This window comes from Agromyces sp. S2-1-8 (genome assembly GCF_021129215.1).
In the GTDB taxonomy this organism is placed as follows: Bacteria; Actinomycetota; Actinomycetes; order Actinomycetales; family Microbacteriaceae; genus Agromyces; species Agromyces chromiiresistens.
The window spans coordinates 1,475,052-1,500,204 of the sequence record NZ_JAJOLP010000001.1; the positions used below are offsets into that span (position 1 = coordinate 1,475,052).

A 25,153-nucleotide genomic window follows, 5' to 3' on the forward strand; every position below is an offset into this window, starting at 1 on the left:
GGGTCATGACGTTCGATCCGAACGCGGACATCTCGCGGGGGCGGGCCTCGAAGCGAGGGCGCAACACCGGCATCGCGGTCGGTGGCGGGCTCGGCGTGCTCGCGCTCGTCGTGATCTCCCAGTTGCTCGGCGTCGACGTGACCGGGCTGCTCGGCGGCGGCCTCGACACCGGCGGCGGGGCGTCGTCGGAGGACACCTCGCTCGAGCAGTGCCTCACCGGGGAGGACGCGAACGAGAACGTCGAGTGCCGCATGAAGGGCGCCGCGGCCTCGCTCGAGGAGTACTGGGAGCGCGAGGCGCAGGAGCTGCGGTTCGACTACGTCGCGCCGCAGGACCTCGTCATGTTCGACACCGCCACGTCGACGGGATGCGGCAGCGCATCGGCGGCGACCGGTCCCTTCTACTGCCCGCCCGACCAGACGATCTACCTCGACGTGACCTTCTACGACGAGCTGCGCCAGCGGTTCGGCTCGAGCGGTGGACCCCTCGCCGAGATGTACGTCGTCGCGCACGAGTGGGGGCACCACGTGCAGAACGTGCTCGGCATCCTCGAGCAGGCGCAGGACGGCCAGACCGGCCCCGCGTCGAACGCGGTGCGCGTCGAGCTGCAGGCCGACTGCTTCGCCGGGGCGTGGGCGGCGAGCGCCGCGACGGTGCCCGACGTGAACGGCGTGCCGTTCCTCCGGCCGATCTCTGAAGCGCAGTACCGCGATGCGCTGAGCGCGGCGGCGGCGGTCGGCGACGACCGGATCCAGCAGGCGGCGCAGGGCCAGGTGAACCCGCACACGTTCACGCACGGCACGAGCGAGCAGCGGGTCGACTGGTTCCGCACCGGGTTCGAGCAGGGCGCCGGCGCGTGCGACACGTTCTCGGTCTCAGCCGGGCAACTCTGAGTCGTCTCCGCGTGCGTCATGATCCGGGGCCGTCCGCGTCTCTTCCATGACGGGTGCCGACGGAGCACTCCGACGGCGAGGGGCGGAGCACATGCGACGACGCAGGGTTCAGGTGCCGCACCGCGAGTTCTTCCGCGCGGTGACGATCGACGAGACGGTGGCACTCGCGTGCACCTGTCCGCGCGGAGTCGACCACTGGTACGCGGAGCCGCAGACGATCACCGGCTCGACCGATGCGGCCGACACCGCCGAGGCGCCGGCGGTCGGCGAAGGCGCGGCGGAGACGGTCGACGGGGCGCCGGCCGAACGGCGGTGAGTCGCGGGCGGGTGACCGCTCGCGTTCGATGTTGGAGCGGGTGATCCACCGCGGTCGGCTCGACAGCGCCGCCACGATCGCCTGACCCAGCCGAACGGGCTTCGTGAACTGCGGCCGATGCCCCGTCGGCAGGTCGATGTCGTCGACCCGTTCGATCTTCGCGAGGAGGATGACGTCGATGTCGCGACGCTATCCGGCGCCGCCGGCACCGGCCGGCGATGCGGCGCGCGAGCGGCTGCCCGGGCGACCCGCGCCGCCGGCGGCGAGCACGACGATGCCCGCGGCGAGCACGACGAGGCCGACCGCCGCCCCGGGCGTCAGCTGCTCGCCCAGCAGCACGACGCCGAGCACGCCGGCCGTGAGCGGCTCGGCGAGCGTGAGCGTCGACACCGTCGCGGGGGCGAGGCCGGTGAGCCCGTAGCCGAAGAGCAGGTAGGCGAGCGTCGTCGTGACGAGCCCCAGCCACGCCGCCGTGGCGAGCCCGGCGGGAGTCGCGAGCCACGAGGCATCCGAGGCGATGAGCAGCGGCACCGCGACGACCGCAGCCGTGCCGAACAGGGCGCCCATGCTGCCGGTCGCGGCCCACCCGCGGTCGAGCAGGGCCTTCGCCGCGAGCGTGTAGACGGCGTAAGAGGCCCCGGCCCCGACCGACGCCAGGAGGCCGAGCGGCCCCGCCGAGCCGCCGGCCCCGCCGCCGGCGCCCGCCCCGCCGGCCGTGCTCGCGGCGAGGATGGCGACGCCCGTCGTCGCGATCACCGTCGCGACGGCCCAGCGATGGCCGGGGTAGCGGCGGCGCAGCAGCCAGTCGAGCGCGCCGGTCAGCACCGGTGCCGAGCCGAGCGCGACGACCGTGCCGACGGCGACGCCGTTCGCGGCGGTGCCGGCGAAGAACGCGGGCTGGTAGGCGAGCACGCCGGCCGCGCCGACCAGTACGAGCAACCACGTCGGCAGCGGATGCTTCGTGCCCGACGGCCCGGCCGAGCCGGTCGGCGGCGCGGCGGGAGTCCCGTCCGCCCCGCGCCGCCGCCGGGTCCAGAGGGCGAGCAGCCCGAGCACGCCACCGCCGATGACGAGCCGGGCCGCGCCGAGCGAACCCGCGCTCGCGTCGGGCCCGAGCGCCTGCGCCGTGCCCGTCGTGCCGAAGCAGACGGCCGCGAGGAGGACGGCGAACACGAAGCGCATCGAGAAATTGTTACACAATTCTTCGGTAGCGGCATCCGTGATGGCCGGCGACCCCGTCGCGGGCCGGTAGGCTCACGGATGTCGCGAGAGCGGCGCGGGAGGGGGCCGCCGGTCGTGCGGCATCCCCGCGACCCGACCCGACGGGCCAGCAGAACCGAGAGGACCCCCCGTGCGCGCCGTGCTCTTCGACGAATTCGGAGCCCCGCCCCGCCTCACCGAGGTGCCCGAACCCGTCTGCCCGCCCCGCGGCGCCGTCGTCCGCGTGCGCGCGACCGGGGTCTGCCGCAGCGACTGGCACGCCTGGATGGGCCATGACGACACCGTGACCCTGCCGCACGTGCCGGGGCACGAGTTCGCCGGCGAGATCGCGGCACTCGGCTCCGAGGTCCCCGACGACAGCGGCTGGCGGGTCGGCGATCGCGTCACCGCGCCGTTCATCTGCGCGTGCGGGCGCTGCGACGAGTGCCGCTCGGGCAACGAGCAGGTGTGCGACCACCAGTCGCAGCCGGGCTTCACGCACTGGGGCTCGTTCGCCGAGCTGGTCGCCATCGACGAGGCCGAGCTCAACCTCATCCGGCTGCCCGAGTCGCTCGGCTTCGTCGAGGCCGCGTCACTCGGCTGCCGCTTCGCGACGGCCTACCGCGCGATCGTCTCGCGCAGCCGCCTCGCGCCCGGCGAGCAGATCGCGGTGCACGGTTGCGGCGGGGTCGGCCTCTCGGCGATCATGATCGCCGTCGCGGCCGGGGTCAAGGTCTACGGCGTGGATGTCTCGGACGCGGCCCTCTCGGCGGCGGAGTCGCTCGGTGCCGTGCCGATCCAGGGCGGCGAGGGCGCCGCCGCGCGCATCGTCGAGGCCTCCGGCGGCGGCGTTGACGTCTCGGTCGACGCGTTCGGTTCGAGCGAGACCTCGTTCGCCTCCGTGCAGAGCCTCAAGAAGCGCGGACGTCACGTGCAGATCGGCCTCATGGTCGGCGACTCCGCACTCGCGGCGATGCCGATGGACGCGGTCATCGCGGGCGAGCTCGAGCTGCTCGGCAGCCACGGCATGGCGGCTCACGAGTATCCGTCGATGCTCGGTGCGGTCGCCTCGGGCGACTTCAGGCCGATCGAGCTCGTCGGGCGGCGCATCTCGCTCGACGAGGTTCCGGCGGCGCTCGCCGCGATGGGCACCGCGGGCGCGTCGGGCTCCGGCATGACCGTCGTCGAGTTGTAGCGGCACCGGCGGCGGTGCACGTCCTACGATGGGCCTCGACCCGATGGAGGAACGATGAGCGATCCGCGACTGCCACCGCCCGGCTGGTACCCCGAACCGAGCGGCGCCGAGGGGCAACGCTGGTGGGACGGGACGCGCTGGACGGAGTACGCGACCCCGCTCGCGGCGCCGCCCGCCCCGCAGGTCGTGGCGCCGGTCCAGCAACCGCAGTACGGCGCCTACGCGGCGCCCGACGGCACGGGGCCTGCGCCCTACGGCACCGGGCCTGCGCCCTACGGCACCGCACCCTCGACCGTCTCGAGTGACACGCCGACCGACACGGTCTGGGTGTGGCTCATCGTCGTCGTGCCCGTGCTGGGCGTGCTGCCGCTCTTCTTCTGGGACTGGCGGACGTACATCGAGCAGTCGATGTCGATCACCTCGCCGTTGTCGCCGATGGAGCAGGCGCTCGGCCCGTACACCGACCCCTGGTACGTCGTGCTGAGCGTCGCCGGGTACGTCCTCTACGGACTCTCCGTGTGGTTCGCCTACCTCGACCGCGCAGCACTCAAGCGGCGGGGCTTCGCGAGGCAGTTCCACTGGGCGTGGGCGTTCCTGATGTCGATCGTCTACGTGATCGGTCGCTCGGTCGTCGTCAAGCGCCAGGCCGGCCGGGGCAGCGGCCCGATGTGGGTCGGCATCGCGGTGTACGCCGTCAGCATCGTGGCCGTGTTCGTCTGGATTGGCGTCATGATGGCGGAAGCCTTCAGGATCGCGTTCGAATCGGTGCCGGTGTACTGAATCGCGTTTCGCGCCGGGGCTGTTCTGCGCCGCCCCGGTACGGCTAGCCTGACGTTCAACGGACGAAGGGGTCGGCTCATGGATCTCGGCATCATCGCGATCATCGGCGTCGTGGTCGTCATCGTCGCCGCGGCGATCTGGCTCGCGGTCCGCGAGCGGCGCACCCGCTCCCTGCCGGGCGACCCGCATTTGGCGCACCATGGTGACCGATCGCGGGCCGACGCGATGGCCGGTGCGTACGTCGCCGATGCGGTGCGCGACGGCGGCGGTGCGATCTGACCGACTGACGCGACCTCGCGGCGCTCGCACCGACTCGTCGGGGCGAGCGCCGCGCGGCGTCTCAGGCGTCGACGGCGACCGACTCGGGCTCGGTGGGCGCATCCGACCCTGCGGCGGCCGAACGGGTGCCGCGCAGCAGCACGGCGGTCGCCACGAGTCCGACGACGGCCACGATGCCCGCCCCGAGGAACGCCGCCGAGAAGCCGCTCGTCAGCGCCGAGGCATCCGTGCCGCCGGCCGTGACCGCCGCGCCGACCGCGGTGAGCACCGCGAGCCCGACGGCCGAGCCGATCTGGTAGCTCGTGTTCACGAGACCCGAGGCGACGCCGGTCTCCTCGGGAGCGGCCGCCCCGATCGCGGTGCCGAGCGACGGCACGAACGCGAGGGCCATGCCGAGCGCAGCCACGAGCGACGCGGGCAGCACGTCGGTGACGTAGTCGCCGTCGGGCCGGGCGAACGCGAGCCAGCCGAGGCCGACAGCGAGCAGCGCGAACCCGGCGACGATGAGCGGCTTCGCGCCGAACCTCGCCTGCAGTCGCGGCGCCAGCCCGACCATGCCGATCACGATGAGCGCGGTCATCGGCAGCAGGGCGGCGCCCGAGGCGAACGCGCCGGCGCCGAGCACCTGCTGGAGGTAGAGGTTCAGGAAGAACCACATCGGCACCCACGCGCCGCCGAGCAGCAGCTGGGCGAGGTTCGCGGCGCCGAGGCGCGGTGCGCGGAAGATGCCGAGTCGCAGCAGCGGCTCGCGGCGGCGCGCCTGGATCACGAAGAAGGCGACGAGCAGTGCCGCACCCGCGACGAGGGCGACGATCGTCTCGACCGACGTCCAGCCGACCTCGGGGGCGCGCACGACGCCGTAGACGACGGCGGCGAGACCGGCGGTCGCGGTGACGGCGCCCGCGATGTCGACCGACCCGCGTCCGCGCGGCACGGCCGGCAGGGCGAGCGGTGTCAGCACGATGACGAGCACGGCGATCGGCACGGTCACGTAGAACACCCACGGCCAACTCGCGTACTCGGTGAGCACGCCTCCGAGGAAGACGCCCGCGGTGCCGCCGATGGGTGCGGCGGCGCCGTAGACGGCGAACGCGCGGGGGAGCTCGGGCGTGCCGCCGAAGAGCACCATGAGGAGGGTGAGCGCGGCGGGCGCGATGAGCGCGGCGCCGGCGCCCTGCACGGCGCGCCCGGCGATCTCGAGGCCGACGTTCGAGGCGGCTCCCGCGAGCACCGAGCCGACGGCGAGCGTGATCCATCCGGCGATGAACACCCGGCGGGCGCCGAGCAGGTCGGAGAGCCGGCCGCCGAGCAGCAGCAGGCCGCCGAACGCGATGACGTAGGCGTTGAAGACCCACGACAGCGACTCGGGCGTGAAGCCGAGCTCGGCCTGGATGTCGGGCAGGGCGACGCCGATGATCGACGTGTCCATGATGACGACGAACTGGGCCGCGGCGATGAGCGCGAGGCCGAGCCACCGACGTGGTGCGGCGGCCGTGGAGGTGGACATGATGTGCTGCTCCTTCTCTCGGATGAATACCCCTAGGGGGTATAGATATACCGAGGAATCCGGACCGAGTCAAGCGCGATCGGGCCGACTCGCGACACAATCGATGTATGGACCCCGTCGCGGCGCTCGAGGAGATCGCGTTCCTGCTCGAGCGCGACCGCGCCTCGGCGTACAAGTCGAAGGCGTTCCGCAAGGCCGCCGACGCGATCCGCGACCTCGAGCCCGGGGAGCTCGCCGACCGCGCGGCCGACGGCCGGCTGCGGCGGACGGCGGGGGTCGGCGACTCGACCTTCGCGGTCATCGCGCAGGCGCTCGCCGGCGAGGTGCCGGAGCGACTCGCCGACCTGCGCGCGAAAGCCGGCCTGTCACCCGCCGGCGCCGCCGCCACGGGCCTTCGAGCCGAGCTGCGCGGCGACCTGCACGCGCACAGCGAATGGTCCGACGGCACCACGAGCCTCGCCGTGATGGCGAAGGCCGCCGAGGCGCAGGGCCTCGAGTACCTCGCGATCACCGATCACTCGCCGAGCCTCCGGGTCGCGAACGGCCTGAGCGCCGAGCGGCTCGCCGAACAGCAGGAGCTCATCGAGGTGGTGCAGGCCGGCATGCCGAGGCTGCGCCTGCTCGCGGGCATCGAGGTCGACATCCTGCTCGACGGCGCGCTCGACCAGACCCCCGAGATGCTCGACCGACTCGACGTCGTGGTCGGCAGCGTGCACTCGAAGCTGCGCATGGAACGTGCCGAGATGACGGCGCGGATGCTTCGCGCCATCGCCGACCCGCACCTGAACGTGCTCGGCCACTGCACCGGACGCCTCGTCGAGGGCTCGCGGGGCACCCGGCCGCAGTCGGAGTTCGACGCCGAGGCCGTGTTCGCGGCGTGCGCCGAGCACGACGTGGCCGTCGAGATCAACTCCCGCCCCGAACGGCAGGATCCCCCCGACGACCTGATCGCGATCGCCCTCGACGCGGGCTGCCTGTTCTCGATCGACAGCGACGCGCACGCGCCCGGCCACCTGTCGTTCCTCGAGCTCGGCGCCGCGCGCGCCGAGTCGAACGGCGTCCCGGCCGAGCGCATCATCACGACGTGGCCCGCCGAACGGCTGCTCGAGTGGGCGGGCCGCTGATGGCGCGGATCCGGCCCGAACACGCTGCCGCGGTGGCCTCGCTCGTGCTCGTCCTGCTGTCCGGCTGCGCGAGCGGCGCCGTCGCGCCGTCTTCCTCGCCGTCTCCTTCGCCGTCGCCGAGCGGTGAGGGCGGGCGCGATCCCGAGACGATCCTGACGTGCCAGGGCGTCGAGGTGACGGCCGGCGCCCTCGACGAACGGACGCCCGCATCGTCGCTGCCGTCCGAGCTCGCGGCGCTCCTCGAGGACTCGCCCGTCGTTCCGATCGACGACCTCGACGACTGGTTCGTCGCGGTGTCGAGCGACGACCACGTCGTGCTCATGCGCGAACTCGAACCGCCCGTCGACCTCGGCGGGGGAGATGTGCGCGACTTCGACCTGCTCTCGGCATCGGCGTCGCCCGGCGCGATGCCGATCGACGACGTCTGGGGTGTGGACGTGTCGACGAGCTGCACGCCGCGCATCGACCTCGGCGGACGCGGCGAGGCGATGCTCGCGCTCGACCCCGATGCCCTGCCCGACCCGGGCGATCGTGAGATCGCCCTGCTCGCGACCGAGCGGTCGTGCAACTCGGGCCGACCGGCGACGGGGCGCATCGAGGTGATCGACGTCGTCGAGACCGACACCGCCGTCGAACTCGTGGTCGGCGTCGTGCCGAACGGCGATGGCGCGTACACCTGCCAGAGCAACCCCCCGACACCGTTCACAGTCGCCCTCGAGCGCGAGCTCGGCGATCGAGTGCTCCTCGACGCGTCGGTGGTGCCTGCGCACGAGATCGTCGCGCCGGCGGCAGGGGCGGACGGCTGATGCGCTTCGAGCGGGCGGCGTCGCCGAGCGAGACGCGCGGCGAACTGCTGCGTCTCCTGCGCGGGCAGGCGGCCCGCCGACGGCCGGGCGACCTCCTGCGGCAGTACCGCGACGACGGGTTCGTGGCGCCGGGCCCGATCGACCAGCGCCTCGTCACCGCCCTCGACCGGCTGGCCCTCGACTCGGCTCCGTTCGCCGAGGCGCTGCTGCTCTCGCCCGTTGCGCCGCTCGGCACCAACTCGGTCGTCGCGCCGTCCTCGCAGGACCGCACGGTCTCGACGATCCGCACCACCGAGGTCGTCTCCGATCCGACGAACGTGCTCGCGCTCGAGTGCGCGACGCGCCTCGGGGGTTCCCACGCGCCCGTCCACCTCGCAACCGTGCACCAGACGATGCGGGCGCAGTCGCTCACCGGCGGCACGCCGTCGCATTCGCGGCACTTCCGCCTGTTCGCGCTCGCCGCCGCCGGACGGGCGCTGCCCGACGACGGCTTCGAGGTCGACGCGGTCGGCCGGCAGCTCGGGGTGTTCGACCGCTTCTTCGACGCCTGCGCCGCCGAGCTCGGACTCGCCTTTCCAGGCCGGCGTGCCGTCATCAGGACGGCACCCGATGCGTCGGCGCTCGGTGAGCGGATACGCGACCACCTCGCGGCGCGGATGCCGCACGTCGAGACGACCGGCGAGTCGCTCGAGTCGAACTACTACGACGGGCTCAGGGTCGGCTTCGGCGCGCACGATCCGGCCGGCGACTTCGTCGAGATCGCGGACCTCGGACGGTTCGACTGGGTGGCGCGGTTGCGCGACGACCGCCGACTGCGCTTCGTCGCGAGCGGCCTCGGCATCCAGCTCGTCCCGCTGCTGTTCGCCCCCGCCCGCTGAACGGCTGGCATCATTGGCGGGTGGACGACGAGCAGGGTGCGGCGGAGATCCCGCTGACCGGCGGCAACATGGACCCCGTCGTGCGCGTCGGCGACACGGTGCGACGGGTCGCGGGCGACTGGACTCCCGCCGTGCACGCCCTGCTCGCCGCCGCGCGCGCCGCCGGCATCGAGGAGGTGCCCGTGCCCCTCGGCATCGACGAGTCCGGCCGCGAGGTGCTGAGCTACCTCGAGGGCGTCATGCTCGTCGACACTCCCGCCGAGGTGCAGTGGTCGACGGCCGTGCTCGAGCAGGCCGGCCGGTTGCTGCGGCGCGTGCACGAGGCATCCCTGCCGCTCGCGAACGACCGCGGGCGCACCTGGCGGATGCCGGCGCACGAGCCGGTCGAGGTCGTCTGCCACAACGACGTGGCCCCGTACAACCTCGTGGTCACGGGCGGACGCGTCGTGGGGCTCATCGACTTCGACCTCGCCTCGCCCGGACCGCGGCTGCGCGACCTCGCCTACCTCGCGTACCGCATCGCCCCGTTCGCCGAGGACGCCGAGGGCTACGCCCCTGCGGTCACCTCCGACGGCGAGGAGCCCGTCGACCGGGTGCGGCGGCTCGTGCGCGCGTACGGCGGCGAGTACACCGTCGACGAGGTGCTGCGGGCCGCGGCCGATCGCCTCGACGAGCTCGCGCGGTTCACCGACGATCGAGCCGAGGCGACGGGACGCGACGACTTCGTCGCGCACGCCGGCATGTACCGGCGGGATGCCGCGCGCCTGCGCGCGATGAGCTGACCCCCGACCGCTATCGTTGACTCACCCGCGGCGACGAGGCACGCCGCCGGGCCCGAGGAGGAGCCGATGAACCGCTGCAGCCGCGACCACGACGGACAGCTCTCGTGAACATCGATCCGGCCGTCCTGACGACGGTACTGCTCGTCATCGCCGACTGGACCATCCGCATCGTCGCGCTGTTCATCGTGCCGAAGGACCGCAAGCCCACGGCCGCGATGGCGTGGCTGCTCGCCATCTTCCTGATCCCGTTCATCGGCGTGCTGATGTACCTGCTCATCGGCAACGCGAAGCTGCCGAAGAAGCGGCGCGAGCGCCAGAAGGAGATCGACGGGCTGATCGCGGCGAACGTGCACGCGCACGACTACACCGTCGACCGGTCGGCCTGGCCCGCGTGGTTCACCTCGATCGTGCGCCAGAACCGAATCCTCGGCGCCCTGCCCGCCTCCGGCGGCAACCGGGCCGAGCTCATCGGCGACTACCAGCAGTCGATCGACCGCATGGCCGCCGAGATCGACACCGCCGAACGGTTCGTGAACGTCGAGTTCTTCATCGTCGCGTGGGACGACACGACGCGCGGGTTCTTCGCCGCGATGGAGCGCGCGGTGCAGCGCGGCGTGAAGGTGCGCCTGCTGATGGACTACATCGCGTCGGCCAAGGTGCCGATCCACAAGGAGTCGATCGCCGAGCTCGACCGCATCGGCGTCGAGTGGCACTACCTGCTGCCCGTGAAGCCGTTCAAGGGCCAGTTCCAGCGTCCCGACCTGCGCAACCACCGCAAGCTCGTCGTCGTCGACGGGCAGGTCGCGTACACCGGTTCGCAGAACCTCATCTCGCGCGACTACGACTCGCCGAAGAACCAGAAGCGCGGGCTCAAGTGGCAGGAGCTCGTGACCCGGGTCACCGGTCCGACCGTCGCGGCGATCAACACCGTCTTCCTCTCCGACTGGTACGCCGAGACCGGTGAGAACCTGCACGAGACCGCCCACGTGCCGGTCGCCGAGGTCGACGTCGACCCGTCGCCCGACGCGCTCGTCTGCCAGATCGTGCCGAGCGGCCCCTCGTTCGACGAGGAGAACAACCTGCGCATGTTCCTCGGCCTCGTGAACGCCGCGCAGGAGAAGGTCATCATCACGAGCCCGTACTTCGTGCCCGACGAGGCGATGATGTACGCGATCACGTCGGCGAAGTTCCGCGGCCTCGACGTGCAGCTGTTCGTCTCCGAGATCGGCGACCAGGGCATGGTGTGGCACGCGCAGCGCTCGTACTACGAGCCGCTGCTGCGGGCCGGCGTGCGCATCTTCCTGTACCCGGGGCCGTTCATCCTGCACTCGAAGCACATGTCGATCGACGACGACATCGCCTTCATCGGGTCGAGCAACATGGACATCCGCTCGTTCCTGCTCAACTTCGAGATCTCGATGCTCGTGCGGGGCGAGTCGTTCGTGCGCGACATGCGCGAGGTCGAGGAGGGCTACCGCGCCGTCAGCCGCGAGCTCACGCTCGACGACTGGCTGCGCGAGCCCGCGAAGGCGAAGTTCCTCGACGGGGTGGCGCGGCTCACGTCGGCGCTCGAGTAGGCGCCGAGGCATCCACATCCCGAAGGCGGCGTGCCCAGGCCTCAGGCCGGCGCGCCGCCCTCGACGGCGCTCAGCACGGCGTCGACGTCGCTCTCGGAGGCGCCGAGCCCTGCGTCCGCGAGGCGGTCGCGGACCATTCCGCGCGCGTCGTCGACGTGACCGAGCAGCAGGTCGCCGCGCACCTGCTCGATCACGCCCTCGAGCTGCTCCGCACGCGTCGCATCGTCGTGGCCCGCCTCGACGGGCTCGGTCTGCAGGTCGTCGTTCCGCTCGTCATACGTATCCATCGGGCGATGGTCGCAGCTCGACGACGGGGCGCCAACCCCCTTCACAACGCGCCATGAATGTGCTCGGATCGCCCGCATGACCGATCTCACCCTCGACGAACTGCTCGCCCTCGAACACGAGGGATGGACGTCGCTGTGCTCGGGCACCGGCGGTGGCTTCTACGGCGACCTGATGACGGATGACGCGGTGATGGTGCTCGTGAACGGCATGGTGCTCGACCGCGAGGCCATCGCGAGCTCGCTCGACGACGCACCGCCCTGGTCGCGGTACGAACTGAGCGATGCACGCGTGATCGACGTCGGCGACGACGCGAGGGCGCTCGTCTACCGCGCCGTCTCGTCGCGCGATGACGGCGGCGAGCCGTTCGAGGCGCTCATGTCGAGCGTCTACCGTCGCATCGACGGCCGACCGCGGCTCGCGCTGTATCAGCAGACGACGATCACGCACTGAAGCCGGCGGCGGCCGACAACATAGAAGACCCCGGGCGAACCCGGGGGTCTTCTGCATCGGGGGCTCCGACCGGCATCGATCGGGTGACCTTTCGATTTTCAGTGAGCCTGGGCGGTTTTCGCTCAATTCTTATGGGTTCGATATCGCGCTGATCAGGGATTCTTTGAAACGGTCACAGTTAGTTTTAGTTGCTTTTCGCGCATTTAATGGCACATTAATGGCACAAGATCTGGCCCGCGTAGCGTCGTCCGCAAGTCGTTGGATATCGGCATGGCCCGCTCGCCGGCACGATGAGCACCGCTGACGATGCCGATGCTCGATAGCCTTCGGGGGTGAAGACTACCGACTTGGGGACGGTGCGAGCCACCCTCTGGGCCGCCGCCGATGAACTACGTGCGAACTCGAAGCTGACGCCGGTGCAGTACCGAGATCCCGTGCTTGGGCTCGTGTTCCTCGCCTATGCGGAGAACCGCTTTGAGGAGGTTCGGGGCGAGGTCGAGGCGAACCGCAGCCCGCGCAACCCCGCCCAGCCCGCCGATTACAAAGCGAAGTCCGTCCTCTACGTCCCTGACGAGGCTCGGCTCTCGCACATCGTCGATCTGCCCGAGGGCGACGACATCGGTAAGGCGGTCGATGATGCGATCAAGGCGATCGAGGCGGCGAACCCCGAGCTGAAGGACATCCTGCCGCGCGGCTACCAGAAGTTGGAGCGTGCGACCCTCATCGAGTTGCTGCGTCTGTTTGCCCCTCTGCCCACCCAACTATCGGGTGACGCGTTCGGGTTCATCTACGAAGACTTTCTCTCGAACTTCGCGGCTCAGGAGGGCAAGGGCGGTGGCGAGTACTTCACCCCGTACTCGATCGTCCGTCTCATCGTCGAGATCCTGGAACCGTTCCAGGGTCGCGTGTTCGACCCGGCGTGCGGGTCGGGTGGCATGTTCGTCCAGTGCGCCAAGTTCGTCGAACGCCACCACGAGTCCGCCAGCCGCAAGCTGTCGATCTACGGCGCGGAGAAGACGGACGACACCGTCCCGCTGGCGAAGATGAACCTCGCCCTGCACGGGCTGTCCGGTGAGATTCGTCAGGCCAACAGCTATTACGAAGATCCGCACAGTGCGGTGGGCGGGTTCGACTACGTGATGGCCAACCCGCCGTTCAACGTCGACAAGGTCAAGAAAGGCCAGCTCGCCGGCGACAAGCGGTTCCCGTTCGGGATGCCCAAGGCCGACAACGCGAACTACCTGTGGATCCAGCAGTTCTACGCAGCCCTCACGGACACCGGCCGGGCCGGGTTCGTTATGGCCAACTCCGCCGGCGACGCGGGCCATTCGGAGAAGGAGATTCGTAAGCAGCTCATCGAGACGGGTGCGGTCGACGTCATGGTGGCGATCAGCTCGAACTTCTTCTACACCGTCACCCTGCCGGTCACGCTCTGGTTCCTCGACAAGGCGAAGAAGGGCACGCCCCGCGAGGACACGGTGCTCTTCATCGACGCCCGCCACATCTTCCACCAGATCGACCGCGCCCACCGCGACTTCCTTCCCGAGCAGGTCGAGTTCCTCGCCAACGTCGTGCGCCTTCACCGCGGCGAGGACGTGGAGACCGAAGCAGGCAGCGCCGCACTGCTCGCCGCAACCTTCCCCGACGGGAAATACACTGATGTCGCGGGCCTGTGCAAGGTCGCGACGCGTGCCGACATCGAGGCCCAGGGCTGGAGCCTCAACCCCGGCCGCTACACCGGTACCGCCGCCGTGGACGGCGGAGAGGAGGACTTCGCGATCAAGCTGGAGGAACTCTTCGAGGAGTTCACCCGCCTCAGCGACGAAGCCATCGACCTACGGGCCAAGGTTGATGTCGCCGTGCAGGGGATTCTCGACGCATGATTGGATGGGAAACGGTCGCCGTCCGCGACGTCGCGGACGTGTTCGATGGCCCGCACGCCACCCCAGCGAAGACCGAAGAAGGGCCGTGGTACCTCAGCATCTCGTCGCTGAGTAATGGAAGGTTCGACTTCGCGCAGTCTGCACACCTCTCGGACGCCGACCTTCCGCGATGGACGAGGCGTGTTGCGCCTCGCCCGGGCGACACGCTCTTCTCGTACGAGACCCGTCTTGGCGAGGCTGCGTACTGGGGACACGATGTTCCCGCCGCTCTTGGCAGGCGAATGGGGCTCCTGCGCCCCAAGCCGGGCAAGGTCGAGCCTCGTTACTTGGCGTATGCGTACTTGGGTCCGCAGTTCCAGGACGTCATCCGCGAGAAGACTCTCCACGGCGCGACCGTGAACCGTATCCCTGTCGGCGAGATGCCCTCGTGGCCTCTATTGCTTCCTCCGATCGACGACCAGCGTGCGATCCTCGGTGTGCTCGATGCCATTGACGGGCTGATCGAAAACAACCGGCGACGGGTGCAGCTGCTGGAGGAGATCGCGCGGGCCATCTACCGGGAGTGGTTCGTGAAGTTCCGCTACCCCGGCCACGAGGCCGCCTCCCTCGTCGCCTCCCCTCTCGGTCCCATCCCCGCGGGGTGGTCGGCGGGACGCCTCGGAGATCTCGCTGACGAGATTCGCGAATCGGCCAAGCCTGGCGACTTCACGCGATCCGTTCCCTATGTGCCGATTGACGAGATCGACGCCCGATCGCTCACGCTCCATAGGAGCCGACCCGGTGAGGACGCCGCGAGCAGTCTCCGGGTCTTCAGGGAGGGGGACGTTCTTTTCGGTGCCATGCGCGCCTACTTCCACAAGGTCTGCCTGGCTCCTTTCGAGGGAGTAACTCGGTCGACATGCTTCGTCCTTCGACCCCGAGCTGATTGGGGAGTACTTCCCCTGCTGTACCTCGATGATGACGAGACCGTCGCGTACGCATCCAACCATTCCTCCGGCAGCACAATCCCGTACGCGAAGTGGGATGGCGTGCTCAGTGAGCGCAAGGTCGCCATCCCTCCGGTGAGCCTCGCCAAGGCGTTCTCCAAGATTGCGCAGCCCATGCTGCTCCATTCCCGTTCTCTGTCCCGACAGTCTGGCGAGCTCGCCGCCACTCGCGATCTGGTGCTTCCGAAGCTGGTGACTGGTCAGACCAACGTGTCGGCACTGAACCTTGATGGCTTGCTGGAGGAGGCGGTGGCGTGATGGTTCCCGTGGGTGGGGAGTACGTGTATGTCGAGAAGCCGAGCCTCGAGTTGCTCTCACAGCTCGGGTGGACTGCGGTCGATGCGTTCCACGAGACGCTCGGCGCGAACGGCACTCTCGGCCGTGACTCGCAGCACGACGTCATCCTCACCCATCGCCTGCGCGCAGCCGTCCGCCGCCTGAACTATGCCGATGTGCCGGACACGGTGATCGCGGAGGCGGTCGAGGCGGTTACGAAGGACCGGTCGGTGATGGATCGGGTGCGGGCCAACCGCGAGCTGTACGACCTGCTCCGCGACGGGTACCGGGCTGAGTGGGTCGATGAGGTCGGCGACAAGCGCATCGAGCTGCTGCGCTACCTCGACCTGACCAACCCGGCGTCGAACGATCTGCTGGCGGTGCAGCAGATTTGGGTGAAGGGCAGCCTGCATAGCCGGCGGCTCGATTTGGCGTTGTTCGTGAACGGCATCCCGCTGGTGGTGATGGAGTTCAAGGAGCCGAACGAGGACGTGAAGAAGGGCTTCGACGACAACATCACCGACTACCGCGATACGATTCCGCAGTTGTTCGTGCCGAATCTGTTCGTGCTGGTCTCCAACGGCAGCCAGGCGAAGGTTGGGTCGACGTACTCGCCGTGGGAGTTCTTCGGTGACTGGAAGGTCACCGACGCGATGGGCACGCGCGGGAAGATTGCGCTTGAGACTGCGCTCAGGGGCACGTGTGACCCGGGCATCCTGCTGGACCTGTTCGAGAACTTCGTCGCGTACTTGGAGCGTCCGGGCGGTCTGATCAAGGTGACGGCGCGCTCGCACCAGTACTTCGGGGTGAACGCCGCGATAGAGAACCTGCACCGGGCACGCCAGGCGCAGGAAAAGCGCCTCGGGGTGTTCTGGCACACGCAGGGCTCAGGCAAGAGCCTTTCGATGCTGTGGTTCACCCAAAAAGTGCTACGCCAGGTGCCGGGCAAGTGGACGTTCGTGATGGTCACCGACCGGAAGGAACTCGATGCGCAGTTGCACGGCGAGTTCGCCGACGCCGGGGCGATCCCAGCCGCGGCGCAGGTGCACGCCGAGTCGATCGCGAGCCTGCGGGAACTGCTCACGGCCGATCACCGGTACGTGTTCACACTGATCCAGAAATTCCAGCCCGCCAAGGACGAGCGGGAGATGCCTGTGCTATCGACCCGGTCGGACATCATTGTCATCACCGACGAAGCGCACCGCACCCAGTACGACACGCTCGCGCTGAACATGCGCCGGGCGCTGCCTGCGGCGTCGATGATGGGCTTCACCGGCACCCCGCTGATCGCCGGCGAAGAGCAGGCGACGCGGTCTCAGTTCGGCGAGTACGTGTCGATCTACAACTTCCGCGACGCGATCGAAGACGGCGCGACCGTGCCGCTGTACTACGAGAACCGCATCCCCGAGCTGCAACTGATCAACGAGAACTTTTCCGACGAGCTGGAGCAGATTCTCAACGACGCCGAGGTCGACGACGAGGCCGAAGGCGCGCTCGTCAAGGAATTGGGCAACCAGTACATGCTCCTGACCCGTCCCGAACGCCTCAAGACAATCGCCGCGGACCTAGTGCGGCACTTCGTCGGTCGCGGATTCACTGGCAAGGCAATGTACGTCGGACTCGACAAGGCCGCCGCTGTGCGCATGCACGACCTCGTGCAGGAGGCATGGGCCGCGCACCTGGCCGAGCTGAAGGCGCAGCACGATGCGTTGCCCGAGCTGGAACGCCCCTGGCTGGCATCGCGGATAGAGCTGATGGAGTCGACCGACATGGCCGTGGTCGTCTCCCAGAGCCAGAACGAGCTGAAGATGCTCGACGAGCAGGGCCTGGACATCCGTCCCCACCGCGAGCGGATGAACAGCGAGGACCTCGCCGAGAAGTTCAAGGACGCGGGGGACCCGCTGCGGATCGTGTTCGTCTGTGCGATGTGGATGACCGGGTTCGACGCGCCCTCGGTGTCGACCGTGTACCTCGACCGGCCGATGCGCAACCACACCCTCATGCAGACGATCGCCCGCGCCAACCGGGTGTTCCCCGAGAAGGACAACGGCCTCATCGTCGACTACGTCGGCGTGTTCCGGAATCTGGAGAAGGCACTCGCCATCTACGGCGCCGCATCCGCGGGCGAGACCCCAATCGAGATCATCGACGCACTCGCGGGTGAACTCGACACCGCTGTTGCCGACCTCATCACGTTCTGCGCCGGGGCCGAGGTCGATCTGATCGGGATGCGCGACGCGACCGGCTTCGACCACATCGCCCGCCGCGATGCCGCGGTCGAGTCGCTGCTCGTGGACGAGGCGCGCTGGAACGACTTCATTGTACGGGCACGCCTCATCAAGCGGCTGTTCAAGGCGCTGCTGCCGAACCCGAAGGCCGCCGCGCAACAGCGCACTGTCGCCGCCGTCAGGGTGCTCGCCGAGCGGATCACCGAGGTGACCAGGCCGCCGCAGCCCGACATCGGCGGCGTGCTCGACGCCGTCGATGCGCTACTCGACCGCTCGGTCGGGGCCGAGGAGTACGTCATCCGTGCCGCCGCCGAAGGGGTGCAGCCCGACCCGCTGCTCGACCTCTCCCAGATCGACTTCGAGGGCCTGGCGCGAAAGCTCGCCGGGCGCAAGCGCGCCGAGACCGACCGACTCGCGCAGTTGCTGCTGTCACGCGCGGTGGGCGCGGCGACGCGGAACCCCACTCGGTACGAGCTGGTCGAGCGCATCGAGCAGCTCATCGCCGACTACAACGCGGGTAGCGTCAACAGCGACGAGTATCTCAAACGCCTCATCGAGATGTCGCAGAACCTCACCGACGAGGAAGAGCGCGCCGTCCGCGAGGGCATGACCGAAGAGGAACTTGCGATCTTCGACCTGCTCACCCAGCCGGACCCCGTCCTCACCGCCGAGGAGCGCGAGAAGGTCAAGGCCAGCGCGAAGGCCCTGCTGGAGCACATCCACGACAAGCTCGTGCAAGACTGGCGACGCAAGATCGACGTGACGAGCGACGTCAACAGCACGATCCGCGCTGTGCTCGACGCCGGGCTCCCAGCGCCCTACACTGTCGACATTTTCCAGACCAAGGTGCAGCTCGTTTACGATCACGTGCTCTCGGCGTACGGCGACGACGGCGAGAGTGCGTACACGGCACGGGTCGACTTCAGCTACCCGCAGAACACATCGGTCGAATACGGCGGCGCTATCGACGTCCACCGAATCGCTGATGATGTCGTCCGGCGGATCCTCACTGACTCAGCATTCGCCGCGCGTGTAGCGCAACAGCTCCAACCCACCGTGAAATCCCCCTCCGACGGCGAGCGATCCTCCCGCTGAACTGCCGAAGGCCCTCCACCGAAGGGCGGTCGAGATCTGCCTCCATCGGGCATCTTCAAGGTCCCGAGTCCGGTCGGGACTGACGCCCTATCGGCTTAGACCGGGTCGCGGCGTTCTGTTAGATGCGGTGACGCGGCTGAAGCCGGTGCCCTCCATGGAGTTCGTCCCATAGCGTCGCTTGTCCGCGCCGGTAGTGAGCCCACGCACCGAATCGCGTGCCGCCGCCGTCGCATTCGCGAGGCCGCGATCGGCGCGGTCGCGTTCCATAACTAGAACGAACTGTTCCCGCGCATCCTCCACGTCCGCTGCCACCAGATGCAGACGGTTGAAGCCTCGCCCACGGGTCATTCCCACATAGACGCGTGCCGCACCCATCGCATCGCCGACCACCGTGTGCGATTCCTCGACCGTCATGCCCTGCACCCCGTAGGCAGTCGCCGCGTACGCGAGATGCGTATGCTCGGCGATGTAATCGGCCGGCAGTCGCACCGTCTGCTGCCTTCGTCCCCCCGCATTCGCCACGGCCCACACCGCGCCGTCCTCGCCCACGCTCCGCACAACCCACACCTGCCGATTCGCCACGCGCACGCCCGAGTCGTTGCGCCGAGTTTGAACCACATCGCCGCGCCCGATGCTCAGTCCATCGCTCCCGAACACCGTGCAGCTGTCGTCGACCTCGCCGGCCCGCACCCGCTCCTCGCGAATCCGCGCATTCAGCTCGCGCGCCTCGTCGTTCGTCGCAACGGTCATCGCGCAACCGTCGCGCCACTCGTGCGCGAGCGCCTCGAGTTGCGCATCCGGGCTCTCATGAATCACAACGAGACCGAGCGCGCACAACCGATAGAAGACCGCCTCCGGATGATCGCCGCGCCGCATCTGCACGGTGAGCGCGGCGTACTCAGGGTCGACGAATCGGTGCACGGCCGTCATGCGGTGCACGCGGGGGAGTAGCTGCGCGGCCATGTCGAGCACACCACCGCGGCCGACTGCCGAGAGCTGCGCAGGGTCGCCGACCAGGGCGACCGTGGCGCTGGCCTCGTCGGCGACGGTCAGCATCGCGACCGCGGAGTCCTGGTCGAGCATGCCCGCCTCGTCGACGACGATTCGCTCGCCGCGGCGCAGTCGAGCGGATGCAGCGGGGCCGGCGTACGCGGCATCCGTATCGGGGTCGTGGTCGCCGATGGCGAGCCGCGTCCACACGCCGTCGCGATTCCACCGCCACCCGTGCTCGTGCACGAGCTTGGCGACGCTGTCGGCCGCAACCCCGAGCTCCTGGTGCGCGACTTCGGCCGCCTTCTTCGTCGGCGTGACCACGCGGGTCTTGCGACCTTGCATTGCCGCCGCCTTGATCGCGGCAGCGAGCATGGTCGTCTTGCCAGCTCCGGCTGCGCCCTCCACGACGACGAGCGATTGAGCGGATGCTACGGCTGCAGCCGCGCGCGTTTGTGCCGGGTCGAGTCGGAGTCGCTGTGCAATGCGCGAGAGGTCCGGTGTGCGTTGCTGCGGCCGCTCGGCACGAGCCGTGAGCAGGTCGCGCAGCCGAGTCTCGACGGCGATGACGTGCACGCTCGTGAGGTGCGCGACGTGCTCGGGATGCGGCCCATCGGGCGGCAGGACCGACAGGCAGTTCTCCTCGGCGAGCTCTGTGGCGAGCATGACGAACTCGTGCAGCGGCGAAGGTTCGGCACGGACGCCGGCCTCGGTCACGAGATGCGACACGTGCGCCTGGATGTCGTGCACCGTCCACGTCGACGCGGCGGCCGCGCATCGATCGAGCGCGCGGGACGCGACATCCTGCACGCTCAGCTCATCGAGCGCGACGGCCCGTTGCGCCCGCACGCGTTCGAGATCAGGTTGATAGCCGGATGCCTCGAGCTCGCGTCGCCACGCATCCTCACTGCCGAGTTGGTTCGGCTTCTTGTGAGGCCGCTCGTGATCCCACGCCATCGCGGTCAGTCGCGACATCGCGGCGGGTCCGAGTTCCTGATCCGGATGCGCCGCGTGCCAGTCCTTCTCGAAGCGCGCCAGGTTGCGCGCAACCTGCTCGGCACGCTTGCTCATCGCCGCGTTGAACGGCTGCAGTTCGGTGACCTCGGCCGTCACCGGATCGAGCGTGAGTCCATGCGCGTCGAGCGCGGCCGCAAGGTGCGGGTGCGCCGCGATCACGGCCGTGCCGAGCGCACGGATCGCGCCTTGCTGCCGGAACAGTGCCGCGGTGTCGAGGCCTCGCCACGCGGCATCCGCCCACACTCGCGTGCCGATCTGGAAGTGGATGTGCCGGTGCGGGTCGCCGGCCCGCGAGGTCTTGTGCGAGACCGCGACCGTCTCGAGTTGCTCGACCGGCACCACCCGTTGCGCGCCGCGCGGGCCGACGCGCGTGACCGAGTGCTGTCCGAGCCAGACGCGGATCTCGGCGACCGCGTCGCGCTGCGCCGCGTCGAGGGCATCGGATACCTCGGGGTGCAGCGCCGCGGCGATCGACAGCGACTTCGGCGCGTTCACGACCATCTCGGCGAACCGCGGGGACCCATGGCGTGCGTCGCCGGCGTGGCGGGGCGTGCCCATCGACTCGCCGGTGAGCGGGTTGATCCAGTTGACCCACTGGGCGTACTGGTCGGGGGTGAGCGCGCCCTCGCCGATCAGATCGCCGTTGCCGTCGACGACGGAGAACTCGGCCAGTGCCGTGCCGCCCTCGAGGTAGTAGTCGTCGGCGCGTGAGCGATCGGACTCGAGGTACCGGCGCGCGTCGGCCCCGGAACCCCGGTACAGGATCACTCCGCCCTTCATTGCTTTCCTCCGAGCTAGCTCAGGTTCTTGCAACTACCTACGGTAGCATACGTCCATTCATTCGGAAATGGAACGACGCAGGGGCGCGACGATGGAGTGACCGCGGAGGAGCTCGCCTAGGAACAGCACAGGAGCGGCAGTTAGCGGGCGAGTGCCCTGGGCCGGTATAACGCCGCGTGTTCTCCTAATCACGTAGCCCGGGCGCATCCTGCGCCTTGAATGGGTTGCAGTCCCCTACGTTGCCGTACGCCTCAGGCGGCGGCTGAGTGCGATATCAACGATTCCTTCGAATGCCCAGAGCAGCGCGGCTCCCGCGAGGCCGACGAGCGCACCAGCCGTGAACAGCAACGCCTGTGAGTTACTCTCGCGATCGCCAAGGACACCGGAGAGTCGGTATTCGCTTGGCGCGTTTACTCGTAGGACGTCGGTGGACGTCCACGCAAGATCGCCCGCTGCCGGGATCTGCGGGGCAGCAGTACTTATGGTGAGGTCGGACGGGACCTGGGCCATCGCGACATCCACGGTGCTGTACTGCGGCAATGGGTGCATCAGCGCTCCATTCACGCTCTCGTCGCGGAACGTTGTCGTCACCCCGGGCAGCGAATAGAGAACCTTCTTCCCCGCCGTCGTGGCCAGTGCGTGATTCGACTTGCCGTACAGAATGACCTGCCAGTTGTCACTGGAGACAGTTACGAAATCACACTCGCTGCGATAGCCGAGTCTCGAGTCGGACTCCGTAGTGCCTGGCTCGACAGGGACCGGCGTGGGAATGTCGTTGGTGTTGGCCTGGGTCAGCTCCAGCCCGTCGCGAATCGGGCCGCAGAAGAAGATCCCGACGGAAGTGTGGTCAGCTGAGTCCGCGGTGGGAAGGACGCTGACGACTAGCTCGAACTGTGCACCCGAATCGACCGCGCCGCTGAATGACGCATATACCTGGACCGCCCCATCCGGTGCTTCGGGCATGACGACACCAATTCGACCGGATGTGGCCGAAGTGGGCGATGCGGGCAACGACACCATGACCAGCACGATGCTCGTGATTGTAAAGACGCATGCCAGGATGCCTCCGACCCACGCGATCGCGAGATGGCGCTTGTGCGCGAGCGCCGCCTCAGAGGCTCGATCGCTGGTTAACGCATCGATCGACTCGCGCACGCCATGCAGCTCGGCGGCGTCCCGGCGATCGAGCGAAGTTCGTAGATCGCGAAGGTCGGAAGCGATCGCCCTTAAGGCGCGGTCTGTGGTTCGACGGGTACCGAACACTCGTAGCGTTCCTCCTGCTAGGCGACACGAACGGTACCGCCGCACGGCCGGGCAAGTGGCGAAGACGGCAACACGTTCCGTGGTCCATAATGCAGGTCAGATGGTCGAATAGCGCAACCCGGGTCAGCCGCGGGCCAGAGATTGCCGCGATCCGCCAAAGGGCCCGCATGGCGCAGGTACCTCCTGAGGGCATCCGACGGGTCTTGCATGCACCAGCAGACTTGGCCTGGCATCGTCTTGGAGCAACTCCGTATTCATGATGAGGTCAGTGTCACCCGGTTCGTGAGTTGAAGAGCGGAGCCCCCGATAGCATCGCGAGATGGCATCAATTGACCTGACCGCGGAGCAGGTGCGCCGCGCGCTCCTGGATCAGAATTACATGCCTCGCGCCTCGAGACGCGGTGATGACTTGCCCCCAAGCCTCAGCACACTGGGGATGAATGCAGTTTCGGCCTCCATTGTGGAGCGATTCACCAGCCGCCATCGGTTCCGCAAAGAGACGGCAGCGCGGACGGTCCCGGGCTTCTCACTGCCGGAGGCAAGAGTCGCTCACTTCCGCCTTAGCCCGCGACGCGTCGAGATCCCTCACCCGGTTGCCTACTCAAACTTGGTCGAGACGATAGCGAAGCATTGGACCGATGTTCTTGCCCCGCTCGTGAACTCCCCCGCCTCACAGTTCACCATTCGTCAGCATGAGGACGGGCGGATCGCGTCGATGGAGCAACGCAGGCGTCCATTGCGCCCAGGAGTTGGGAGTCGCTTTCGAGTCACGACCGACATTGCGTCGTTCTACGACTCGATCTATACGCATGCGGTGCCGTGGGCGATCCTCGGCAAGAGCGTCGCAAAATCAGCAAGGAACACTGATATCCCAGCCAACGACATCGACGCTGCGCTGATGTTCGCTCGTCGCGGTGAGACGACCGGCATCTCGATTGGGCCCGGCACCTCGTTGATCGTCGCTGAGGTCTTGCTGTGTCGAGTGGACGAAGCGCTTGGCGACTTCCGCTTTGAACGTTTCCTTGACGACTACGTCGCCTTCACTCGTACAGAGAGCGAAGCCGAAGAGTTCGTGCGTGTGTTGGATTCGCAGCTCCGCTCGTACGGGCTGAAGCTCAATGGACGCAAGACAGTGATTGAGGCTTTGCCCCTCCCGGACTTGCCCGCTTGGATTCGCGAGTTACGGCGAGCCCCCGACACGCGCCCTGGAGACCTTCTAGATCGCGCAATCGACTTGGCACACGCTGACCCTCAGGCAAGCTCCATCCGATGGGCACTTACACGTTTGCGAAGGCAGGTCGCAGGTTCTACGCGACCACAGATCCGGCTGTTGACTCAGCGCCTCGCCGAACTCTCCTTCACCCACCCCTACACGACGTCAGCGTTGGTCGAGATAGTGCTCGACAACGGTGTCGATCTACCCGAGCACGACCTCAACCAGCTGATTCAGAAGCACACCGCCGACGCACAGACGAGCGCGGTCTGTTGGCTGCTACATCTGGCATGGACGCGCGAATACACCATCGACGAGAAGAGCTGGGAGGCGATCGTCGCAGGAGGGGATCCCCTCCCTCTCGCCTATCTACTCTCACAGCCGGCCCCGTCGCGCGCGTCTCAACGGGATGCCCTGCTGTCGGCCGTGGCATCTGGTAGCGAGGATGATTACACACGCGACGAGGCATGGCCCGTGAGATATGCCGCGTTCCGCGAGGGCCGCGAAGAGGCCCAGGAACCGGGGTTTGAGGAGATGTTTGCAGGGGGCGTGCAACTGCTTCGCGATCCGAGACGGCCGGTGCTCGACGAGCCACTGGGAAGCGGCGAAACGGAGACGTCTCAAGAGACACCGGGGTCGGAAGACACTGCTGCAGTGCGACATTCAGAGCAGATCGTCGGTTCCGGCGGCGATCGCCACACTGAAGGAACAGCCGTGCCTGACGCTACGGAGGTCCCACGGTCGCGAGAGGTGACTGCTCCAGACGAAGGGGATGGGGCGCCCTGGCGAGAGGACCCAAGAGTCGCCCCTGAACTTGACGGCGTCGACGACAAGTCCACAGAAGGCGACTCCACCCCCGAAGGCTCAGAAGGCGACTTCGGTGCGGTGAAACGCGCGGAGGAGCCCGGTCCGGGAGAGCGCGCACACGACTCGGACCGAGAATGGCCCCGAGCCGCGAGCAGCCCCGAGGAGGACGCGTACGGCCCAGAAGACCTCTATGGCCCGGAGGAGGACCAGTACGACCCCGACGAGGGTGACTACCTAGTCGACGATGGGGATTCAGGTCCCGACGACGAGTACGACGATCAAGACGACTGGGACTGGTGGTTAGCTCGCGGTTTGAGCGGGTAACACCGTCGGACTCTGCTGATCGGGCTAGATGGCCCTCTCGGGTGTGCGCTCAGCATCGAACGTCTGACCGTGCGGAGCCCGCTTTGGGCAGCCGGACGAGCGCCGATACGCGTCTCCCGGTGACAGGGTCTAACCGGTGCGCGACCCTCCCCAGGGTGTGGGGCGTTGAGGCAAGTCGTCGGAGCTTTAATTCCCGGTTGTGCTGACTCACGATTC

Annotated in this window: 20 protein-coding genes; 15 read left to right on the forward strand and 5 right to left on the reverse strand. The window is 68.5% G+C overall.

Annotated elements, in window-relative coordinates:
• Positions 1 to 5: 5 nt before the first annotated feature.
• Positions 6 to 893 carry a neutral zinc metallopeptidase gene (locus LR269_RS06635; RefSeq protein ID WP_231429974.1) on the forward strand — a complete coding sequence of 296 codons (888 nt, stop codon included), beginning with the start codon at positions 6 to 8 and terminating at the stop codon, positions 891 to 893.
• A gap of 91 nt (positions 894 to 984) precedes the next feature.
• The gene (locus LR269_RS06640) at positions 985 to 1,209 is read left to right on the forward strand and encodes a hypothetical protein (protein ID WP_231429975.1); all 225 of its coding nucleotides are present in this window, start codon (positions 985 to 987) and stop codon (positions 1,207 to 1,209) included.
• A gap of 189 nt (positions 1,210 to 1,398) precedes the next feature.
• Here LR269_RS06640 and LR269_RS06650 read toward each other — a convergent pair whose 3' ends face one another.
• Positions 1,399 to 2,391, reverse strand: a complete 993-nt coding sequence (locus tag LR269_RS06650; RefSeq protein WP_231429976.1) for an EamA family transporter — start codon at positions 2,389 to 2,391, stop codon at positions 1,399 to 1,401.
• Between the two features lie 169 nt (positions 2,392 to 2,560).
• On the opposite strand from LR269_RS06650, the gene LR269_RS06655 reads away from it, so the two are divergent.
• From LR269_RS06655 to LR269_RS06665, 3 genes are all read left to right on the forward strand, one after another.
• Positions 2,561 to 3,604: a zinc-dependent alcohol dehydrogenase family protein gene (locus LR269_RS06655; protein ID WP_231429977.1), complete on the forward strand. Its 1,044-nt coding sequence runs from the start codon at positions 2,561 to 2,563 to the stop codon at positions 3,602 to 3,604.
• Between the two features lie 54 nt (positions 3,605 to 3,658).
• Positions 3,659 to 4,384: a DUF2510 domain-containing protein gene (locus tag LR269_RS06660; RefSeq protein WP_231429978.1), complete on the forward strand. Its 726-nt coding sequence runs from the start codon at positions 3,659 to 3,661 to the stop codon at positions 4,382 to 4,384.
• Positions 4,385 to 4,462: 78 nt separating this feature from the next.
• Positions 4,463 to 4,663: a hypothetical protein gene (locus LR269_RS06665; RefSeq protein WP_231429979.1), complete on the forward strand. Its 201-nt coding sequence runs from the start codon at positions 4,463 to 4,465 to the stop codon at positions 4,661 to 4,663.
• A 61-nt stretch (positions 4,664 to 4,724) separates the two neighbouring features.
• Here LR269_RS06665 and LR269_RS06670 read toward each other — a convergent pair whose 3' ends face one another.
• Entirely contained in the window at positions 4,725 to 6,170 is a 1,446-nt protein-coding gene (locus LR269_RS06670) for an MFS transporter (protein WP_231429980.1), read from the reverse strand.
• A gap of 107 nt (positions 6,171 to 6,277) precedes the next feature.
• On the opposite strand from LR269_RS06670, the gene LR269_RS06675 reads away from it, so the two are divergent.
• The 5 genes from LR269_RS06675 (at position 6,278) to cls (ending at position 11,337) form a co-directional block, all read left to right on the forward strand.
• Positions 6,278 to 7,294: a PHP domain-containing protein gene (locus LR269_RS06675; protein ID WP_231429981.1), complete on the forward strand. Its 1,017-nt coding sequence runs from the start codon at positions 6,278 to 6,280 to the stop codon at positions 7,292 to 7,294.
• Between the two features lie 32 nt (positions 7,295 to 7,326).
• The gene (locus tag LR269_RS06680; RefSeq protein ID WP_231429982.1) at positions 7,327 to 8,100 is read left to right on the forward strand and encodes a hypothetical protein; all 774 of its coding nucleotides are present in this window, start codon (positions 7,327 to 7,329) and stop codon (positions 8,098 to 8,100) included.
• A complete protein-coding gene (locus LR269_RS06685; RefSeq protein WP_231429983.1) occupies positions 8,100 to 8,978 on the forward strand; it encodes a hypothetical protein in 879 nt (292 codons plus the stop codon). The genes LR269_RS06680 and LR269_RS06685 overlap by 1 nt, the downstream gene beginning before the upstream one ends.
• A gap of 20 nt (positions 8,979 to 8,998) precedes the next feature.
• Positions 8,999 to 9,760, forward strand: a complete 762-nt coding sequence (locus LR269_RS06690; RefSeq protein WP_231429984.1) for a phosphotransferase — start codon at positions 8,999 to 9,001, stop codon at positions 9,758 to 9,760.
• Between the two features lie 104 nt (positions 9,761 to 9,864).
• Complete coding sequence (gene cls / locus LR269_RS06695; RefSeq protein ID WP_374201095.1) at positions 9,865 to 11,337, forward strand: cardiolipin synthase; 1,473 nt, start codon at positions 9,865 to 9,867, stop codon at positions 11,335 to 11,337.
• A gap of 41 nt (positions 11,338 to 11,378) precedes the next feature.
• Here the strand turns inward: cls and LR269_RS06700 are convergent, their stop codons facing one another.
• Entirely contained in the window at positions 11,379 to 11,624 is a 246-nt protein-coding gene (locus LR269_RS06700; protein ID WP_231429985.1) for a hypothetical protein, read from the reverse strand.
• Between the two features lie 76 nt (positions 11,625 to 11,700).
• Here LR269_RS06700 and LR269_RS06705 point away from each other — a divergent pair, with 76 nt between their 5' ends.
• The 4 genes from LR269_RS06705 to LR269_RS06720 all read left to right on the forward strand — a co-directional run bounded on the left by LR269_RS06705 (position 11,701) and on the right by LR269_RS06720 (position 18,543).
• Positions 11,701 to 12,075 (forward strand): nuclear transport factor 2 family protein, encoded by a 375-nt coding sequence (locus LR269_RS06705; protein WP_231429986.1) that lies wholly within the window; start codon positions 11,701 to 11,703, stop codon positions 12,073 to 12,075.
• A 332-nt stretch (positions 12,076 to 12,407) separates the two neighbouring features.
• Positions 12,408 to 13,958, forward strand: coding sequence for a class I SAM-dependent DNA methyltransferase (locus tag LR269_RS06710; RefSeq protein ID WP_231429987.1), 1,551 nt, complete (start codon positions 12,408 to 12,410; stop codon positions 13,956 to 13,958).
• A complete protein-coding gene (locus tag LR269_RS06715; RefSeq protein ID WP_231429988.1) occupies positions 13,955 to 15,202 on the forward strand; it encodes a restriction endonuclease subunit S in 1,248 nt (415 codons plus the stop codon). The genes LR269_RS06710 and LR269_RS06715 overlap by 4 nt, the downstream gene beginning before the upstream one ends.
• Complete coding sequence (locus tag LR269_RS06720) at positions 15,202 to 18,543, forward strand: type I restriction endonuclease subunit R (RefSeq protein WP_231432265.1); 3,342 nt, start codon at positions 15,202 to 15,204, stop codon at positions 18,541 to 18,543. Before LR269_RS06715 ends, LR269_RS06720 begins: the two co-directional genes overlap by 1 nt.
• 87 nt (positions 18,544 to 18,630) lie before the next feature.
• Here LR269_RS06720 and mobF read toward each other — a convergent pair whose 3' ends face one another.
• Positions 18,631 to 21,330 (reverse strand): MobF family relaxase, encoded by a 2,700-nt coding sequence (gene mobF / locus LR269_RS06725; protein ID WP_231429989.1) that lies wholly within the window; start codon positions 21,328 to 21,330, stop codon positions 18,631 to 18,633.
• 234 nt (positions 21,331 to 21,564) lie between these two features.
• Positions 21,565 to 22,593 carry a hypothetical protein gene (locus LR269_RS06730; protein ID WP_231429990.1) on the reverse strand — a complete coding sequence of 343 codons (1,029 nt, stop codon included), beginning with the start codon at positions 22,591 to 22,593 and terminating at the stop codon, positions 21,565 to 21,567.
• A gap of 319 nt (positions 22,594 to 22,912) precedes the next feature.
• Between LR269_RS06730 and LR269_RS06735 the strand changes: the two genes are divergently transcribed.
• On the forward strand, positions 22,913 to 24,937 hold the full coding sequence (locus tag LR269_RS06735) for a reverse transcriptase domain-containing protein (protein WP_231429991.1): 2,025 nt from the start codon (positions 22,913 to 22,915) through the stop codon (positions 24,935 to 24,937).
• The last annotated feature ends 216 nt before the right edge of the window (positions 24,938 to 25,153 follow it).